Source organism: Pseudarthrobacter niigatensis, from assembly GCF_030812615.1.
Taxonomy (GTDB): Bacteria; Actinomycetota; Actinomycetes; order Actinomycetales; family Micrococcaceae; genus Arthrobacter; species Arthrobacter niigatensis.
Genome location: NZ_JAUSTB010000001.1, coordinates 137,215 through 154,552, shown reverse-complemented (window position 1 = coordinate 154,552; position 17,338 = coordinate 137,215). Strand labels below are relative to the sequence as shown.

21 protein-coding genes and 1 riboswitch are annotated in these 17,338 nt (G+C 68.1%); of the genes, 7 read left to right on the top strand and 14 right to left on the bottom strand.

What is annotated here, in order from left to right; genetic code table 11:
* Positions 1-19: 19 nt before the first annotated feature.
* Complete coding sequence (locus J2T23_RS00780; protein ID WP_043454512.1) at positions 20-277, top strand: mycoredoxin; 258 nt, start codon at positions 20-22, stop codon at positions 275-277.
* A gap of 25 nt (positions 278-302) precedes the next feature.
* On the opposite strand, the gene J2T23_RS00775 is transcribed toward J2T23_RS00780, so the two are convergent.
* From J2T23_RS00775 to J2T23_RS00760, 4 genes are all read right to left on the bottom strand, one after another.
* On the bottom strand, positions 303-1,052 hold the full coding sequence (locus J2T23_RS00775) for a lipoate--protein ligase family protein (RefSeq protein ID WP_307356379.1): 750 nt from the start codon (positions 1,050-1,052) through the stop codon (positions 303-305).
* Positions 1,053-1,159: 107 nt separating this feature from the next.
* Entirely contained in the window at positions 1,160-2,872 is a 1,713-nt protein-coding gene (locus J2T23_RS00770) for an ABC1 kinase family protein (RefSeq protein ID WP_307356377.1), read from the bottom strand.
* A gap of 5 nt (positions 2,873-2,877) precedes the next feature.
* Positions 2,878-3,417 carry a PadR family transcriptional regulator gene (locus J2T23_RS00765; protein WP_141181674.1) on the bottom strand — a complete coding sequence of 180 codons (540 nt, stop codon included), beginning with the start codon at positions 3,415-3,417 and terminating at the stop codon, positions 2,878-2,880.
* Between the two features lie 76 nt (positions 3,418-3,493).
* Complete coding sequence (locus J2T23_RS00760; RefSeq protein WP_307356375.1) at positions 3,494-4,297, bottom strand: thioesterase family protein; 804 nt, start codon at positions 4,295-4,297, stop codon at positions 3,494-3,496.
* 161 nt (positions 4,298-4,458) lie between these two features.
* On the opposite strand from J2T23_RS00760, the gene J2T23_RS00755 reads away from it, so the two are divergent.
* Positions 4,459-5,136, top strand: a complete 678-nt coding sequence (locus J2T23_RS00755; RefSeq protein WP_141160303.1) for an endonuclease/exonuclease/phosphatase family protein — start codon at positions 4,459-4,461, stop codon at positions 5,134-5,136.
* Between the two features lie 29 nt (positions 5,137-5,165).
* Here the strand turns inward: J2T23_RS00755 and J2T23_RS00750 are convergent, their stop codons facing one another.
* Together J2T23_RS00750 and J2T23_RS00745 are read right to left on the bottom strand one after the other, a co-directional pair.
* Positions 5,166-5,696: an NUDIX domain-containing protein gene (locus tag J2T23_RS00750; RefSeq protein ID WP_141160302.1), complete on the bottom strand. Its 531-nt coding sequence runs from the start codon at positions 5,694-5,696 to the stop codon at positions 5,166-5,168.
* A 32-nt stretch (positions 5,697-5,728) separates the two neighbouring features.
* A complete protein-coding gene (locus J2T23_RS00745) occupies positions 5,729-5,920 on the bottom strand; it encodes a DUF1918 domain-containing protein (protein ID WP_141161570.1) in 192 nt (63 codons plus the stop codon).
* Positions 5,921-5,994: 74 nt separating this feature from the next.
* Between J2T23_RS00745 and J2T23_RS00740 the strand changes: the two genes are divergently transcribed.
* The gene (locus tag J2T23_RS00740; protein WP_307356372.1) at positions 5,995-6,501 is read left to right on the top strand and encodes a metallophosphoesterase family protein; all 507 of its coding nucleotides are present in this window, start codon (positions 5,995-5,997) and stop codon (positions 6,499-6,501) included.
* 149 nt (positions 6,502-6,650) lie between these two features.
* Positions 6,651-7,544, top strand: a complete 894-nt coding sequence (locus J2T23_RS00735) for a glucose 1-dehydrogenase (RefSeq protein ID WP_141160300.1) — start codon at positions 6,651-6,653, stop codon at positions 7,542-7,544.
* A gap of 58 nt (positions 7,545-7,602) precedes the next feature.
* Here the strand turns inward: J2T23_RS00735 and J2T23_RS00730 are convergent, their stop codons facing one another.
* From J2T23_RS00730 to J2T23_RS00715, 4 genes are read right to left on the bottom strand one after another with little or no spacing between them, the layout of a single operon-like run.
* Complete coding sequence (locus J2T23_RS00730; RefSeq protein ID WP_307356370.1) at positions 7,603-8,049, bottom strand: DUF1810 domain-containing protein; 447 nt, start codon at positions 8,047-8,049, stop codon at positions 7,603-7,605.
* Between the two features lie 20 nt (positions 8,050-8,069).
* Positions 8,070-8,600, bottom strand: coding sequence for a DNA alkylation repair protein (locus tag J2T23_RS00725; RefSeq protein WP_307357108.1), 531 nt, complete (start codon positions 8,598-8,600; stop codon positions 8,070-8,072).
* A complete protein-coding gene (locus J2T23_RS00720) occupies positions 8,597-8,956 on the bottom strand; it encodes a TraR/DksA family transcriptional regulator (RefSeq protein WP_307356368.1) in 360 nt (119 codons plus the stop codon). The genes J2T23_RS00725 and J2T23_RS00720 overlap by 4 nt, the downstream gene beginning before the upstream one ends.
* Positions 8,957-8,977: 21 nt before the next feature.
* Positions 8,978-10,327, bottom strand: a complete 1,350-nt coding sequence (locus J2T23_RS00715; protein WP_307356367.1) for an aggregation-promoting factor C-terminal-like domain-containing protein — start codon at positions 10,325-10,327, stop codon at positions 8,978-8,980.
* Positions 10,328-10,578: 251 nt separating this feature from the next.
* Positions 10,579-10,749: riboswitch (cyclic di-AMP (ydaO/yuaA leader) on the top strand.
* 3 nt (positions 10,750-10,752) lie between these two features.
* On the opposite strand from J2T23_RS00715, the gene J2T23_RS00710 reads away from it, so the two are divergent.
* Positions 10,753-11,592 (top strand): LysM peptidoglycan-binding domain-containing protein, encoded by an 840-nt coding sequence (locus J2T23_RS00710; protein ID WP_141160296.1) that lies wholly within the window; start codon positions 10,753-10,755, stop codon positions 11,590-11,592.
* A 107-nt stretch (positions 11,593-11,699) separates the two neighbouring features.
* On the opposite strand, the gene J2T23_RS00705 is transcribed toward J2T23_RS00710, so the two are convergent.
* Genes J2T23_RS00705 through J2T23_RS00690 form a run of 4 tightly spaced genes read right to left on the bottom strand, consistent with a single transcriptional unit; the run spans position 11,700 to position 15,089 of the window.
* Positions 11,700-13,163 carry a protein adenylyltransferase SelO gene (locus J2T23_RS00705; protein WP_307356365.1) on the bottom strand — a complete coding sequence of 488 codons (1,464 nt, stop codon included), beginning with the start codon at positions 13,161-13,163 and terminating at the stop codon, positions 11,700-11,702.
* Entirely contained in the window at positions 13,147-14,094 is a 948-nt protein-coding gene (locus tag J2T23_RS00700; protein ID WP_307356363.1) for a ribonuclease Z, read from the bottom strand. Before J2T23_RS00700 ends, J2T23_RS00705 begins: the two co-directional genes overlap by 17 nt.
* Positions 14,087-14,611 carry a mycothiol transferase gene (locus J2T23_RS00695; protein WP_307356362.1) on the bottom strand — a complete coding sequence of 175 codons (525 nt, stop codon included), beginning with the start codon at positions 14,609-14,611 and terminating at the stop codon, positions 14,087-14,089. The genes J2T23_RS00700 and J2T23_RS00695 overlap by 8 nt, the downstream gene beginning before the upstream one ends.
* 46 nt (positions 14,612-14,657) lie before the next feature.
* The gene (locus J2T23_RS00690; protein ID WP_307356360.1) at positions 14,658-15,089 is read right to left on the bottom strand and encodes a hypothetical protein; all 432 of its coding nucleotides are present in this window, start codon (positions 15,087-15,089) and stop codon (positions 14,658-14,660) included.
* Positions 15,090-15,191: 102 nt separating this feature from the next.
* Here J2T23_RS00690 and J2T23_RS00685 point away from each other — a divergent pair, with 102 nt between their 5' ends.
* The gene (locus J2T23_RS00685; RefSeq protein ID WP_307356359.1) at positions 15,192-16,346 is read left to right on the top strand and encodes an AI-2E family transporter; all 1,155 of its coding nucleotides are present in this window, start codon (positions 15,192-15,194) and stop codon (positions 16,344-16,346) included.
* 94 nt (positions 16,347-16,440) lie between these two features.
* On the top strand, positions 16,441-17,307 hold the full coding sequence (locus J2T23_RS00680; protein ID WP_307356354.1) for a universal stress protein: 867 nt from the start codon (positions 16,441-16,443) through the stop codon (positions 17,305-17,307).
* The last annotated feature ends 31 nt before the right edge of the window (positions 17,308-17,338 follow it).

Below are 17,338 nucleotides of genomic sequence, written 5' to 3'. Positions count from 1 at the left end.
CGACACTTAGGAGATCCCTGTGGACTTCACTCCCGAATCCGGCACCATCACCATGTTTTCCACCACGTGGTGCGGCTACTGCAACCGGCTCAAGAAGCAGCTGGACGCCCAGGGAATCGGCTACACCGAAATCAACATCGAAGAGGTGGACGGCACTGCCGAACTCGTGGAGCAGCTGAACGGCGGCAACCGCACCGTCCCCACGGTCCTCTTCCCGGACGGCAGCGCGGCCACCAACCCGTCCGCCGCCGAGGTCAAGAGCCGCCTGGCCGCCTGACCGGCCGCGCACCAATTGATGCGGGTCATGCCCCCAGGCTGCTGAAGGAAGCAGTTTCCAGGGTGGCATGGCCCGCATACGTTTCCAGGAGGGCCTGCTCAACGGCGGCCACGTCCAAACCCGGCACCAGGTCATTGGCGGCGCCGGCGGTGGCAGGATCCCAGTCCAGGCCCAGCGCCGCGTAGCTGTCGGTAAGGACCTTGCGGATCGGGGCGGAGTCCTCCACCACGATCACCGAGCTGAAGAGCCATGCACCCGAGACCACCCGTTGGGCTGTGCCCACCAGTTTTATCCTGCGGGAACTGTCCATGGCATCGGTTCCGTGGACGCTGAACTCGCCGGGACAGTACTCGCCGGGGATCTCCCCCACCGCCGCCTGCACGCCTACGTTCTGCAGCGCCTCCGCAAACAGCCCTCCGAAGTACCCGAACCTGTCCTTGGATCCGGCGACGGCGTCCACGTCCGGCTCAATGTGGTCCACCACCAGGGTGCCCCGGTGGTAGGCGGCCGCGCGTCCGCCGGCCCTCCGGACCAGGGGTTCGAACCCATGATCGCGGCAGGCCTGGGCGGCGGCCCCGAATCCCGGCAGCCGGGTGTCCCGCTGCCCGAACGCCACCGTGGGCGCAGGCCGGTACAGCCGCAGGGTGGGCCCCAAACCGCCGCTTCGTGCCCTCGCCAGCAGCTCCAGCCCGAATTCGAGGTCACGGCCAGCGCCGAGCGACACATCCTGCCGCACCACGGTAAGCGCGCTGGATCCGGTACCGGTGTGGTGCATAGTGCGGGGCTCCCAGGCATTCAGCGTCGACAGCTACGGTGGCGACGGGTTCAACGCCTGCCAATAGGCAGGCCACCCCTAGGTTACGCCCGACGGCGGCGGCGGCCTTAACGCCCCCGGCGCCCCACCCACAGGGCGTGAAGCAGCGGAACGGCCGATGCGGTCATCAACACATTGCCCAGGGCAAGGTCGTCGGGCCGGACGACTGCCCCGGCGAGCAGCAGGGCTCCGAAGACCAGGGCGGACGCCGCGCGGCGCACGGCCCTGTCCAGCCGGGCAGCCTGACGTTCCAGGCGTGGTACGGCTACCTGCAGCGATCCCTCCTCCAGCCGTCCTGCCAGGGCGTCCAGCCGGCCGGGGAGGCGGAAGGCAACAGCGGCGGCGTCGATGGCCTGCCGGGCCGCGTCCTGCACCAGGTTGCCCCGCTCGCTCCGCAGCAGCCGGGCGGCGTACGGCTCCACCGAGTCCCAGAGGTTGAAACGCTCGTCCAACGCACTGCACACTCCGGAGGTGAGGGACATGGCCCGGATGATGAGCAGGAAGTTCTCCGGCAGCTGGAACGGCAACGAGCGGACCACGTCACCGAACTCCACCGCAAAGTCACGGAACTCGCGCGGGTCCACTTCCCGGAGTTCGGCGAAGCCCATGCCGCCAAAACGCGCAAAGAGCTGCGTCATGGCGCGCTCCAGTCCAACGCTGTCCGCGGACGGCATCAGGACGCCCACATCATTGATGGCCCCCACCAGGCCCTTCCCGTCCCGGGCTGCGGCCGCGATCAGCAGCTTCCGGAGCCCGCTGCGCGTGGAAGGGGTCACCTCTCCCATCATGCCGAAGTCGATGAACGTCAGCTTCCAGGGCAGTTCCCCTTCCCCTGGCGGGACCGGGGTGACAAAGATGTTCCCGGGATGCGGGTCGGCGTGGAAGAAGCCGTTGGTGAACAGCTGGTCGAACATGATGGACGCGAACACCGGCGCCACGGTTGCGGGATCGATCCCTGCGGCACGGAGGGACTGGACGTCCGTGATCTTGATGGCCGTGACGTCTTCCAGGGTAAGCACCCGGCGGGTGGTCCGCTCCCAGACCACGCCCGGAACCTCCACCCGGCCATCACCGGCGAAGTCCGCGGCAAAGCGCTCGGCATTGACGGCTTCGTGCAGGTAGTCGATTTCCAGCAGGCTGGTCTGGGCGAACTCCTCCACCAGCGCCGGCATGTCCGCCCGGCGGGAAACGAGCCGGATGTGGCTGAGCCAACCGGCAACCCTGCGCAGGGCGGCGAGGTCGACGTCGACGATCGCGCCGATGCCCGGCCGCTGCACCTTCAGGACCACGGCATCGAGGCCGGTGTCCCCGGCATCGAGGGTATCCAGGCGTGCCCGGTGCGCCTGGCCCAGGGAGGCAGCCGCGATGGGGGCGGGATCAACGGACGCGAAGACCCTCTCCAGCGGCGTCCCCAGTTCCTGGGCTGCAAGGGCGGAGATGGCCGGGAAGGCCACCGGGGGAACCTCGTCCTGCAGCCCCTCCAGCTCCTTAGTGATTTCCGGCGGCAGGACATCAAGCCGGGAGGACAGGAACTGGCCCACCTTGATCATGAGTCCCCCAAGTTCCACGGCCAGGTCGTGGAACCGCTGGGCGAAGCGCCGCATCCGCCGTGAACGGCTCCGCGCAGCCATCCAGCCGAGCCCCACCCGCGGCAGGAACAGCTCGAACCACCAGGTGGAGGCAAGGTTCCACGCTGCGAAGCGCAGGATCCTCCGGTAGCGCCCGCGGTGCTCCCGCAGGGGTGGCGGAGGGTTGGCCCCCGCCTGGACCGTGGACGCCACCCGGTTCAGTCCTGGGCGAGGATGGCGTACAGGCGGCGGCGGGCCTCATCCAGCACCGCAACGGCCTGGTGCACCTGGTCCTGGGATCCCGTACGGCCCACCTGCGCCGCGGCCTGGGCCAGTTCGATCCCGGCCTTGGGGAGGGAAGCAACGCCGCCGGACACGGGGCCGGCCGGATCCCAGGGCGCCGAGCCATGGTGGGCCGCCGCTTCCTCCCGGCCCGCTTCGGTCAGCGAATAGATTTTGCGGCCGTTCGATTCCTCGGCACTGATCGAACCTTCGTCCGCCAGCAGCTGCAGCGTCGGGTAGACCGAACCTGCGCTCGGCTTCCAGCTGCCGCCGCTGCGCTCCTCGATCTCCCGGATGATCTGGTAACCGTGCATGGGCTGCTCGGCGAGCAGTGCCAGGACCGCCGCCCGCACTTCGCCTTTTCCGGCCCGGGTACCGGCCCGCTTCTCAAACCGGGAACGCAGCTCCTCGACGGCCTGCCACATGCCGTCGAGGTTGTTCCCGCCAAATCCGCCTGCAGGGTGTGAAGCACGCATGATGAACTCCTTTGCCAATCGCGAACGATATACAACGATACTCAGCGATATATGGCCGCGCCATAGCCGGGAGGGGTCAGGATTTGCGCAGTGTCAGGATCTGTTCGGCCCGGCCGAACGGGCCCTGCAGGTCGTGGAGCACGGTGGATGTCAGCCCGATCCCGTCACTGCCGAAGGAAACGGCGTTGTCCAGTCCCAGCCATTCCCCCTGGGGGCGGCGGTACATGTGGATCTGCAGGTCCAGGTTGGGGAACGCGTAACTGCCCTTTCCCGGCGGAACCCGGGCGGCAATGCCGTTGGCTGTATCGACCAGGCCCGTGAGCCGGGCAAGGTCGCCGCTGTCGGCGGCGCTGGTCAGCGGGTGGTCGGTGCGGAGCCACACTTTGCCGGCTCCGGGGCGGTGTCCCTCGGCCACCCTCATTTCGAGGGAGCGGATGTAGCCACCGGGCCAGACGGCCGCGCCGTCGTACGGCTTGCATTCGTCCGGGCCGGGGATGGCGGCGTCCTCGACGGCCACAACGCCGGCGGTATCACTGGTCAGCATGCGCCACCCCGTGGCGCGGATGGCGGTGCGCCCGCCGGCCACCAGTTCCGCCTGGACCAGTTCGATGGTTTTGCCGGGACGCAGCGTGGTGGTGTCGATCCGGAACTCCCCGCCGGGAATCAGCCCGAGGATCTCGTAGCTGATGCGGGCCATCCGCATGTCGTCCCGCGGTTGGTGCCGTTCAAGCACGTCCGCCATGAGGCCCGATGCCGGGGCCATGTGCTGTTCGTGGGCGTTCCAGGCGCCCTGGGCGTGGATGGTGGACCGGAAGCGGGCGCCGCCCAGGTCCTGGTAGTAGAAATTGCCTTCGGCGAGTTCAGGCAGGTCTGCGGTCAAGGCTGGCCCCTTACGGAAATTCAGTGAATTGCCACTAACTCTATCTCCCGGGGACATGGCGCGGCACGGCGGCGCAGGCGGCGAAATGTTGGAGGGTGCAGGGAGCAATCGGACTAGAGTAAGGAACTGGTCCTGTCAGCAACCCTCAAAAGAGGTGTTTCATGCGCGTCATCAGCTACAACCTCCGCAAGCACAAGGCCAGCGGCGAGCTCCTCGCCCTGGCCCGGAACCATGACATCGATGCGCTGTGCCTCCAGGAAGTGGATGCCAGCGACCTCCCGGAAACCCTTGGGCCCCTGCACCTCGCGGATGCCACGAAAGGCAACCGGCTGGGGCTGGCCATCTACTACCGCACCAGCCGCTTCACCGCCCTGGACACGCAGTCCTTCGCGTTGAAGAAATCGATGCATGACAGGGTGCTGGCGCCGGCACACGAGCGGCTGATCGGCACCCGGGTGATGGACACCGAAACACAGCATGAACTGGTGATCGGCTCCTTTCATGCTGCCCCGTTGACGGCGTCGAACTCATTGCGGCGGAAGCAGATCCACGCCGCCCATGCGGAACTCCTGAGCATGGGAAGGGGCCTGATGACCCTGATGGTGGGCGACTTCAACTACCCGTTTTTCACCAAGAACCTGGACATGCACATGAAGAACTCCGGCTACGCCCTCTCCCTGAGCAACCGGCGGACCTACACCCGGTACAAGGTGTTCAAGGGCCATTTTGACTTCGCTACGTCGCTGGGCCTGGACATCGCCAGCGTGGAAACGCTGCCGCGCGGAAATTCCGACCACCTGCCCATCCTGGTCACCGCGGAGTACGGCGAGGGGTACTAGCCCCGGCTCCAGGCACGGGCCGCGCCGGCCTACCAGCGTCCGCCTGCCCAGGGTTCGTCGGCGTCCAGCCGCGCCAGCAGCTCCGGCCACGCCGCGGCGAAACCGGGGTGCAGGTCCAGTGCCCCCACCTCCGCCACCGGGATCCAGAGCAGCGCGATGCTTTCGGGGTCGCTGATCACCGGTTCAAAGGATTCCCGCACCCGCACCACCACCGTGGTGTAGGACCAGTAACCATGGTCCAGCACGGAAGTGAACAGCACCTCCACGCTCTCCGACGGGACGGCAGCTTCCTCGTAGGCCTCCCGGAGGGCACCGTCAACCGGCTCTTCGCCCTGGTGCAGGGCCCCGCCGGGCAGGCCCCAGGTTCCGCCGTTGTGGCTCCAAACCGCGCGGTGCTGCAGCAGGACTCCCCTGCCGGGATCCCAGGCCAGGACCCCGGCCGCTCCGAACCTGCCCCAGAACCGGCCGCGGTCCCCTTCCACCCAGGCATCGCCCGGGTCACGGGGGCCGGTCCGCGGCGGCGGAGTGGCGGACAGGCTGGAGGGCGGGAAATGATCCATTGCCCCAGTTTGACAGGTGAAGCGGCGGGACGTCAGGTGCCCTGCCCGTGGTCGACGGCGAAATCACCGCCGGGATACATGACTGTTTCGTGGCCGTCGTCGAAGCGGACGAGGTACGGCGGGTGCCCGCCCTCGCCACGCACCTCGAGGATCACACCGTGCCGGTCCGCGGATCCCACATTCCTGCCACGCACGACGATCCGGTCGCCTTGGGCTGCCTCCATGGCAATCACCTCCACGGCCCAAGGGTACGACCCGCAGGCGCACCGGAACAGGGCCGCATGGCAGGATTTCCGGTATGCCACTGAACCTCGTCCTGCTCGCTGACACCCATGTGCCAAAACGCGCCAAAGACCTGCCGGAACAGGTATGGGCCGCCGTCGAAAATGCCGACGTGGTGTTCCACGCGGGCGACTGGGTGGAGGCGGAGTTGCTCGACGAGTTCGAGCAACGGAGCAGGCGCCTCTTGGGTGTTTACGGCAACAATGACGGCCCCGACCTTCGCCGCCGGTTGCCCGGGCGCACCACCGCAGTCCTGGACGGGGTGCGTTTTGCGATGGTCCACGAGACCGGCCAGGCAAAGGGCCGCGAACTGCGGTGCGAGGCACTGTATCCGGACACGGACGTCCTGGTGTTCGGGCACAGCCACATTCCGTGGGATACGGTCTCGCCCGGGAGGCTCCGGCTGCTGAATCCCGGCTCGCCCACGGATCGGCGCCGCCAGCCGGCCTGCACTTACATGGAGGCCGTGGTGGACGGCGGCCGCCTGGCGGAGGTCAGGCTGGTGGAGGTCCAGCGCGGCTGACCGCGGCGCCGCTTGGCAGGGCGGGAGCTTTTGCCTAGGCTGGGAACCGTAAGCATGCTTAGCTTCTCGCGGCTGCCCTGCGCAGCATTGCTGCTTCATGATCCCGGGCGACGAACCAGCCCGTGTCCCGCACGAACAGGAGTACCACCATGACCGACCAGTACACCTTCCGTAATCCCGTGACTGCCTACGAAAAGATCTCCCCGCCCAAGCAGCACCAGCCGGAGCCGGGACTTGATGCGGAACTGGCGCCCAAGGCCGACCTCGGCGAAGAAACCTACCGGGGCACCGGCCGCCTCGACGGCCGCCGGGCCATCGTGACCGGCGCGGACTCAGGCATCGGGGCAGCAACGGCAATCGCCTTTGCCAGGGAGGGTGCCGACGTCGTCCTTTCCTACCTGCCGCAGGAAGAGGAGGACGCCGCGCGCATTGCCGGAATCATTGAGGCTGCCGGCCGCAAGGCCGTCAAGGTACCGGGGGACCTCAAGGACTCGGCCGCCTGCCGGGAACTGGTGGACACGGCGGTGGCCGTGCTGGGCGGGGTTGACATCCTGGTCAACAACGCCGGAAAGCAGGTTGCGCAGGAGGACCTGGAAGACATCAGCGATGAGCAATTCGACCACACCCTGAAAACCAACGTCTATGCCATGTTCTGGGTGACCAAGGCCGCGGTACCGCATATGCCGGCGGGCTCAACGATCATCAACACTACGTCCATCCAGGCCTACAACCCCTCGCCGACCCTTGTGGACTACGCCACCACGAAGGCCAGCATCAACAACTTCACCAAGGGCCTGGCCCAGCAGCTGGCCCCCAAGGGCATCCGGGTGAACGCCGTGGCGCCGGGCCCGATCTGGACCCCATTGCAGGTCAGCAGCGGCCAGCCCAAGGAGGAACTCCCGGAATTCGGCCAGTCCACTCCCCTGGGCCGGGCGGGCCAGCCTGCTGAACTTGCCCCCGCCTACGTGTTCCTTGCCTCGCCCGAATCCAGCTATGTGGTGGGCGAAACGCTCAACGTCAACGGCGGCAGTCCGACGCCGTAGCGACCCGGCCGCCTGGGCGGTGCGGCGCGTCCAGGCTGCCGCACCGCCTCCTCCGTGATCAGTCCGCCGCGTCCAGGCCGGCCAGGAGTTCGTCGGTAGCCGGGTCCGGTTCGCCATTGAAGAACTGGGCCAGGACGCTCTTGAACACTGTTTCTCCGGGCGCCGCCCGGAGGAACAGCGTCATGCAGGAGCGGAGCTTTTTGGCATCGACGCCACCGAAAATGTCTTCGGCGGACTGGTCGGCGTGGTTTGCCAGGACCAGTGAACACTCCAGGAGCCGTGGGCCCAGCAGCTCGTGGTCCAGGTACGCGCGAGCCTCAGCAAGGGACGAAATGGCGTACCTGCGGGATGTGGCGCTCTGTCCCAGCCCGGCAAGCTGGGGGAAGACAAACCACATCCAGTGGCCCGACTTCCGGCCCACCTGCAGCTCGCCCAGTGCCTGCTCATAGGTTCCGCCGGTGTTTTGGGCGGCAACAAAACGCTCAAGGTCAAACGGTTCATACATATGGATCTCCTCGGTACGTTTCACATGGACAAGTCTTTCTCAAGGGCGGCGGCTGCCGCCCGGAGCCCGGGGTCCGGGTCTTCCCGCCACCGCGCCAGGACAACGCCGGCCCGCTGCCGTTCACGCCCGCCCAGCCCCGCAAGCAGCGGGACCAGGACATCGGAGAGCAGGGGCGCCGCCAGGTCCCCTGCCCGGGCGGAACGGAGGAACCCTTCCAGCCGGGTCAGGTCGGAATGCCGGAGCAGCCGCACCCGCGACTGCAGCAGCACCACGGCGGCCAGGCGGCGCTCGAACACCGGCCGCGAACCGGGCCGCGGCTGTCCCCACAATGCGGAGGCCAGCATGACCGTGCCGTCATGGTCCAGGTCCTTGAATTTCCGCAGCGCGTCACGGACCGTCCCCCGGACGGCCCCCACCGACGATCCATACGAGGCCAGCTGCCCGCCCAGCCGGCTCCCGACGTCGTCGGCCCGGTACCAGGAGCCCTCATTCTGCAGCGTCCGGTCGACGAACTCCGCAGCCGCCGACACCACCTCCGAGGCCTCCGTCATCGCCCGCGGCCGGACGAGGCGTGCAGGATGCAGAACGGCGTCCATGGCCGGGCTTCCAGGCGGCCCTCGGCAATGGGCTCCCCGCACACCGCGCAGGTTCCGTAGGTTCCCGCGGCCAGTCGGTCAAGGGCCGCTTCGATCTGCCCAAGGCCGGCCGAGCTTTGTTTCAGGAGCGCTGAAGCCTGCGAGAGTTCGAAGGCAATGGTGGCACCTTCGGGATCGTGCTCGTCATCCACATTGGAGTCCTGGCGCGCCGAATTTGCGGACTCGATATCCGCCCGCAGCGCCGGCAGCAGTGCCACGCGCCGGGCCCGCTCCTCTTCGAGCAGCGCGCGGAACCGTTCGAAATCAGGCATGGGGACAGCCTAACGCGTCAATCAGTACCAGTTCAGGGCGGCGGAGTGGTTCCAGGCCGCGCACGGGGAACCATACCGGTCCTTGATGTAGCCAAGGCCCCAGTCGACCTGCGTGCGGTAGCTGGTGAGCCAGTCGCTGCCGGCACTGGCGTACTTGCCCGGCGGCAGCGCCTGGGCTATTCCATAGGCACCGGAGTAGGCGTTGGTGGCCGTGGTCAGCCAGCTGGACTCCTTGGTCCACAGCTGGGCAAGGCACAGGAACTGGTCCTGGCCCCACCCGTAGGCGGCCAGGCGCCCCGATGCATAGCTTTTCGCTCCGGCCGGATCGTTCACCGCACCGCCGGGAACGGAAGGAACGACGACGGCGGGCTGAGCCGGCGGGGCCGGCGCCTCCGGGGCGGCCGGCCCGGGATCGACAGCGGGAGGAGGGGCCGGAACGGGTTGGACACCGCCGGGCTGGACGGGACCTGCCGGGGCCGGGTTTGCCGCGGGCGCGGGTGCCTTCGGCTGCTGCGCCGCCGCGGCGGAGGCCCTGGCCTCGGCCTCCGCCTGCTGCCGGGCCTGCTCCTGCGCGGCGGCGCGCTTGGCCGCCTGGGCCGCCTCGTAGGCAGCCTGCGCCGCCTGGCCCTGGCGGTACTCACCCTCAAGGGCCGCCGTCGTGCCTTTCAGGGCTGCGAGCTGGGCTGTCAGCTCGCCGCCATGCCGCTGTTCCTCCGCCACCTGCCGGGCCAGCGAATCCTGGGCCGCGCGGGCGGACTCCAGCGTTGCCTTCGCCTCCGCGGCAAGCCGCTCCCGCTCGCTCCTGGCAACCTTCTCCTGGTCGGCAAGGGCGGCGGCTGCCTGTTCAGCGGCCGCCGCCTTGGTGACCAGGGCCGCAGTCTTGTCCCCCACGAGCTTGACCAGGTTGAGCCCCTGGACGCTGTTGGTTCCCAGGGCATCCAGCGCCACGAAGAACCCCGTGTTGGTTCCGCCGGTTTTGTAGGACTCGACAGCCAGGGCGCCGAGGTCTTTCCGGTAACGTGCCAACTCCTGGTTGGCGTGGGCGGACCGGGCGGAAAGGGTCTCGAGGCGGGAAGAAGCTGCCTGGAGCCCGGCGTCGGCGGCAGCGTACCCTGCCGCCGAGCGCACGGCGGCTTCCCCTGCCGCCTCAGACTCGGCTTCGAGGCGGGACAGCAGTCCGTTGATGATGGTGATCTCCCCCGCCTTCGAAGCTTCCGAGGACTGGGCCGCCTGCACGTCTGCCCACGAAGGATACCCGCCGGTTGGGGGCGGGTCGTCGGCAGTGGCCGGAAGGACAACGGTGGCGGCCAGGGCAACAGCCGCCAGGCCCCCCAGTACGGGGAACCTGGCGGTGGTCACGAACAGGGGCATAGTCCCGAAGCTTACCGGCGGATTGGAGGGGCACGCAGGAAGCCGTCTCCACATTGTTACTTGGACGGCAGCCACCGCCATCAGTCGAGGTCAGGCGGGAAGCAGGCTTATCGTCCACACGTTTGCGCAATTCGAGAGGGCAGCCTCGTATGTTACCTAAATGTGACAATCGCCGTGCCCATGGGTTAGGGTCGTCAGGTGTCCCTCTCAGACGGGACATTCCCGTCAGTATGCCGAGCCCTGCCGCTGACCATGGGATCCAACCGCTCCAGTTGGCAGGGACGGGGGAACCAAGTTTCCACGGCCACATGTGGCCTAGGGGTTAAGTCGGCAGCGCCTCCCTCCATCGCGGGGCCGCTCCCGGCCGGGTATCTCCAGCCCGAACCCGACAGCTCACCCCGCAGGCATGGGAGAGGCGATCAACCGTGTCAAAAAATTCCATTTCAGCCCGCCACCGCGCGACTCCGGCCCGCTCCATTGTGCTCGAGGGCCTCGCCGTAACAGCCAAGTCGCAGGCCCGCTCCCTGGGCCGCCCGGCGCTCGCTGTGGCAGCAGCGTCCGGCATTGCGTTCGGCGTGGGCGCTCCGGCCCACGCTGGCGTAACCGCACCGGACACTACTGAGCAGACCAGTGTGCAGGCCACCGCCGCAGCACCTGCTGCAGCCCCTGCCGCAGCAGCAGGGAACGTCCACACCGTGGTTTCCGGCGACACCCTCGGCGCCATCGCCGCGGCGTACGGCGTCAACCTCAATGACGTCCTGTCCGCCAACGGCCTGGGCCTGTCCTCGGTCATTTACCCGGGCGACCAGATCCAGATTCCCGGCGCCGGCTACACCGCAGCGCCGGCACCGGCCCCGGCTGCAGCACCCGTGCAGGCGGCAGCCGCCACCGCACCGGCCAACACCGGCATGAACATGTCCTACGCCTCGGCAACGCCTGTGGCTTCCACTACGGGCACCGGCACCGGCGCGGCGATCCTCGCCTCGGCCTACAGCCAGCTGGGTGTCCAGCAGGACTGCACCGCGATGGTTGAGAAGGCACTGCGCTCCGTCGGCAAGTCCGTAGGCGACCTGGCCCCCACCCAGTTCTTCCAGTACGGCACGGTGGTGGGCTCTCCCGCCCCCGGTGACCTGATCATCACCTCCGGCCACGTGGGCGTTTACGCAGGCAACGGCCAGGTTGTCAGCGGCGGCGTCAACGGCTTCGACACGCAGGTGCACTCCATCAGCTGGCTCGGCGGGTACTCCGCAGTGCGCGTAGCCTAGTCCCTGCCGGTCGGGCCCGCATGGCGGTGCCGACTGTGAAGGAGGGTGGCAGCCGGGAAACCGGCTGCCACCCTCCTGTCGTTAACGCACCCGCCGCGCCGCCGCGGTCAGGTCCCGCAGAACGTCATGTAGCTGCCGAAGTCCTCCGGCGGTCCCTGCATATAGCGTTCCAGGCCGGGCCGTTCAGTGAAGGGGTGGCTGACAGCTGCCAGCAGCTGCTGCAGCGGAGCCCGGTCCCCTCCGGTGGCTGCGGACAGCGCCTCCTCCACAAGGTGGTTCCGGGGAATGTACGCAGGATTCACGCTGTCCATCAGCTGAGCGTCCGGCTGGAGATCCTGCCACCGCACCACCCAGGAATCAAGGGCGGCAAGGTCAAGGACCATGCCGCGCACGGGGCGGCGGTCCCCTCGGGCGGCTTTACCCAGGTTGCGGAAGAACAGGGTGTAGTCCACGGGTCCGTCCTTCAGGATGTCGAGGACATCATCCACCAAGGCCCCGGCGGCGCCGCTTTCATCGACGCCGTCCAGACCCAGCTTGGCCGCCATCCCGCGGGTCCATGCCTTGCTGTACTGGCCCCGGAAACCGCCCAGGACCTCCACCGCCGGGGCCACGGCTTTCTCCTGGTCCTGGCCAATCAGCGGGAGCATGGCCTCGGCGAGCCGGGCCAGGTTCCATTCGGCCAGGACCGGCTGGTTGGCGTAGGCGTAGCGTCCACCGACGTCGATGGAGCTGTAGACGGCGGCTGGGTTGAAGGCGTCCATGAACGCGCAGGGCCCGTAGTCGATGGTCTCGCCCGAGATGGTCATGTTGTCCGTGTTCATGACCCCGTGCACGAAGCCAACGAGCATCCACCGGGCGACGAGCTCTGCCTGGGCGGAGACGACTGCCGCGAACAGCGCAAGGTAGGGGTTTGCGGCATCGGCCGCCTGCGGGTAGTGCCTGCCGATGGCGTGGTCCGCCAGCCGCTTCAGGAGGTCCATATTTTCGGTTGCGCGCGCGTACTGGAAGCTGCCAACGCGCAGGTGGCTGCCCGCAACCCGTGCCAGGACGGCGCCGGGCAGCATGTCATCGCGCCGAACCTGCCGCCCGGTGGCAACAACGGCGAGCGAACGGGTGGTGGGAATGTGCAGTGCGTGCATGGCCTCACTGACAATGTATTCACGCAGCATGGGCCCGACGACGGCGCGGCCATCCCCGGCGCGGGCGAATGGCGTCCGCCCCGAGCCTTTGAGGTGGACGTCCACGAGGCGGCCGCTCCGGTCAATGACCTCGCCCAGCAACAGCGCCCGTCCGTCACCGAGCAGGGGCGAGTACCCGCCGAACTGGTGTCCGGCATACGCCTGTGCCACAGGTGTGGCACCTGCTGGAACGTGGTTTCCCACCAAGAGCCGCACCCCCTCGGGGCTGCGCAGGTACTGCGGGTCAAGGCCCAGGTCCGCTGCCAGTTGGTCGTTCAGGACGAGGAGCTCCGGGCTGGGCGTTTCCTCGGCCCGCCAGGGCACGGCGAGTTCCGCCAGTTCCCGGGCGAATCGGCCATCGAACGTGACCGTGGATTCAGCTGCTGCCGTCATGGTTTAACCCTATCCCCGCAGTTGGACCGGCACCCTCCCGTGCCGGCTGCCGCCGCCGCGGAACGGGGATGCGGTCAAGGTCCTTGGCCGCGATCACGGTAACCCCCGGGGCCCGCGCCTGCGCTTGTCCTGCAAGCAGGGAGGCGTCGTCACCGTACCGTGCGGAGAAGTGGGTGAGCACCAGGGTGCGCGCCCGGGCGGACGCTGCCAGCTCTCCCGCTTGCCCCGCAGTGAGGTGGAGGTACTGCTGAGCCAGGGTACCGTCGTCGTCACTGAACGTTGACTCGGTGACCAGCAGGTCTGCCCCGTCCGCCAGCTCTTCTGCGCCGGGGCACGGCGCCGTATCCATGATGAAGGCGAAGCGCTGGCCCGGCCTCGGACTGCTCATCTCTTCCAGCCTGACTGCCCCCAGTGCGCCATCGCGCTGGAGCCGGCCCACGTCCGGGCCGGAAATGCCTGCCCCCTGGAGCCGCTCCGGCAACAGGGTTCGTCCGTCAGCTTCCCGGAGCAGGTAGCCGTAGGTCTCGATGCGGTGCTTCAGGGGCCGGACCTCCAGGCCTTCCGCCACGGGCCCGGGGCCCGAATGCGGATGGAGCCGAAGGTCGATGCCGGGTGAACTGACTGACACCAGCGCCCGGACCACCGGGTCGCCGGAGGCCGGGTAGTGCAAATGGACAGGGTGCGGCACGCGGTCCAGTGCCATTCGGGACAGCACCCCGGGGAGGCCGTAGCAGTGGTCTCCGTGCACGTGGGTGAGGCAGATCCTGGTGATGTGGCTGGCCGCCACACCCGCATGGATCATCTGGCGCTGGGTGCCCTCGCCGGGGTCGAAGAGCAGGCCCGCGCCGTCCCAGCGAAGAAAGCAACCGTTGTGGTTCCGGGTCCGGGTTGGGACCTGGGAAGCGGTGCCCAATACCACCAGTTCACGCACCGCGGGCGTCTGCCGTCCCTGGGTGCAGGCCCCGCGCGTATGCCGCCTGGCCGACGTGCTGGAGGCAGTCCCCCAGGATACTGACCAGCCGCACCCCGAGGGTCACCGGCGGGTCCCAGTGCCGGTCAACCACACGGTCCAGGTCGGAATCGACGAGGCCGTCGAGGACTCTGGCGGTCTGCCGGTGCACGGCATCGTAGTACTCCTGGAGCAGTTCCCGGGGCGCCGTGACGGCATCCACCTGCTGACTGGAGTGCCCATAACCTGTGTCACGCTCCCCGAGCGGAAGGCCAAAGCGGTCTACGAATCCTTCCGCCACCCAGACCTGTTCCAGGCCCGCGGCGGAGGCCACCTGCGCATCTTCAACCCGGCCCGTGTGCCAGATCAGCCAGGCAATTGAATTGCCCTGGCCGCCTGGGCGGTCCTGCAACTGCGCTGCCTCCATGCCGTCGAGTGCCTGCCGGACCAGGCCAGGGAGCCGGCCGAAGGCTTCCTGCAGCAGTTCCTTGGATTGCATGGTTCTCCTCCCCACTTCGGGCCGGGCCTGTTACCCGGCCGGGTTGCTAGCGTTCCAGGTCGTCAGGCTCGAACTCGCTCAGGGGCGAGCCGCCAAAGGTTTCCTCGTCGTCGCTGGCGTCGGCCTCAAGGCCGGTTGGGACTTCCCCAAAATCGACATCCGCGGCGGCTTCGCCGAGGGTGGGAGCGTCCGGCGGCACCTGCTCATCACCGGAGCGGTACCGCGCCTGGGCGCTTTCATCCCGCAGTGCCTGGTCGCTCAGGAAGTCTTCCTCCCCGCCCGTGCGGGCCTCGTCCTGCAGCAACGGGTCTTCCTGCCAGCGGTCCGGGTTGTTTTCGGCAGCGCCGGGGTAGTTGTCCGGCTCCCCCGCCACGGGGTCCAGTTCAAGGGACGACGCCGCGCCCGGGCTCCCATCCAGAAGGACGTCGTCTTCCTCCACAACTTCCAGTTCATCGTCGGGGACGTTTTGTTCAGCCATGGTGATGCCTTTCTGGTTGACTGTTGGGCAGACAATAGTAAGCATACTGACCACCAAATGCTGATGGAACCTCGGGTGCACACGGCAGGCAAGGAGAAGGCCATGGAACGGATTGTTCCCCCCAACGGGGACACGGCAGGCCCGTCCCGTCCGCAGTCCTTCACCGGCAGGATGTCGGTGCTGTGGACCGATGCCCTGGGCCGGGCAAGCATACGGGCCGTCCAGACGCTCGCCGTGCTGGCGCTCGCCTGGACGGTGGTGACGGCGGCTGTCCGGGTTCCGCTGGTCACCATCCCGGTCCTGGTGGCGCTGATCCTGGCCTCGGCGATGGCTCCCGCGGTCCGTTGGCTCGCGGCGCGCGGTTGGCCCCGCGCCCTGGCCGTCCTGTCGTCCTTCCTGCTGATCCTGGCCATTGCCGCAGGCGTGGTGGGCGGAATCATCGCCCTGGTCCGCCAGGAAGCCTCCGTGCTGGCGGCCCGGGCAGAAGCAGGAATCGGCCAGTTGCAGCAGTTCGTCACCACCGGCCCCGTCGCCCTGACAAACGACCAGATCGGGGCCGCCCGCGCCGAGTTCCAGAAGTTCCTGGCCGGCGGCACCCTGGGCGCCGACGCGCTGACCGGGTTGAGGACTGCGGGTGAGATTGCAGCAGGTACGGTCCTGACGGCCGTCATCCTGTTCTTCTTCCTCAAAGACGGGGAGAAGATCCGGGCCTTCCTGATCGGGTTCCTTCCCGGAAGGCGCCAAGGGAAGGCCCATCTCGCTGCCGACCGCAGCATCGTGGTGCTCGGCGGATATGTGCGGGGAACCCTTGTCATTGCTGCCATTGACGCCGTCATCGTCCTGATCGGGCTCCTGGTGCTGAGGGTTCCGCTGGCAGTCCCCCTGGCGGCGGTGGTTTTCCTGGGTGGCTTCATCCCCATTATTGGCGCAACCACCGCAGGCAGCCTGGCCGTGCTGGTCGCCCTGGTCGAAAATGGGCCTGTTCCCGCACTCATCGTCCTGGTGCTCCTGGTGGCTGCCAACCAGTTTGAGCACCACATCCTGCAGCCCCTCTTCATGGGCCGGGTACTGCGGATCCACGGATTGGTGATCATCCTGGCCCTGGCGGCAGGAGCCACCCTGGCAGGTGTCATCGGTGCCCTGCTGGCGGTCCCGCTCACCGCCGTCGGCTGGACCGTGTACAAGACCCTGGCGGAAGGCGATGCGCCCGGCCCGGAGCCCGTTGCCCCTGACGGATCCCGGCCTGCGGGGTCCTGACCCGCGCTTCGTGACCTTTGGCCCTACAACCCCGGGCGCACCGGGGACAGTCTTGACAGGCAGACCCGGATTACGAGGAGCAGGAAGTGCGGCCATGACATCCCAGAAACCCATCGCTGTGGGCACCAACGACTCAGCCCAGAGCCAGGCTGCCGTCCTGTGGGCAGCCCGCCGCGCCCACCGTGCGGGGCTGCCGCTGGTGGTCCTCCACGTGGTGGACGACCGCTGGGTTGCCGAGCCCTATCCATGGTTCGGGACGCTCCAGCAGGCGGGAGAGGAACTCCTCAAGACCGCCGTGGGACGCCTCGAAGGAGCCGTTCCCATCACCCCCGCAACTGAACTGCTCACCGGAAGCGTGGGCGGGTCACTGGCCAAGTACTCCAAGAAGACCTCGATGATGGTGATCGGTTCCGGCAGCGGGCACTTCGGCGGATCCCTGGCCGACCGCGCGCTCCAGGTCGCCACCGCCGCCAAGGTCCCTGTCGCCGTCGTCGGAACCCAGGACCTCGAGGGCAGGTCAGGGGTGGTGGTGGGCGTTGACGGATCGCCGGAGTCCACCCAGGCCGTGGCCTTCGCTGCCGCCGAGGCGGACCGGGAGGGAGACGAACTCACGGTGGTTTATGCGGTGAGCGTCCCCGACCCCATTGTCGACGCGGGCCTGACCCCGGCCACGCTCGCGGACCTCATTGTGGATGAGGACAGGGTGGTCCTTTCGGAAGCCGTCGCCGGGCTGAAGGAAGACTACCCCGACCTGACCGTGCACCAGCGGCTGGAAACCGACAGGGGCCCGGTGGACGCGCTTGTCGGCACGGCGGCCGGAGCCCGGCTCCTGGTCGTCGGCAGCCGGGGCCGCGGCGCCTTCAAGCGTCTGCTGCTCGGTTCCACGGCCCACGGTGTCCTCAAGCACCTGCCCTGCCCCACCATCATCACCCGGACGCAGGCCGCCAAGAACGCCATCTAGGCCGCAGCGCCGGCCGCCCCGCAACGCGGAA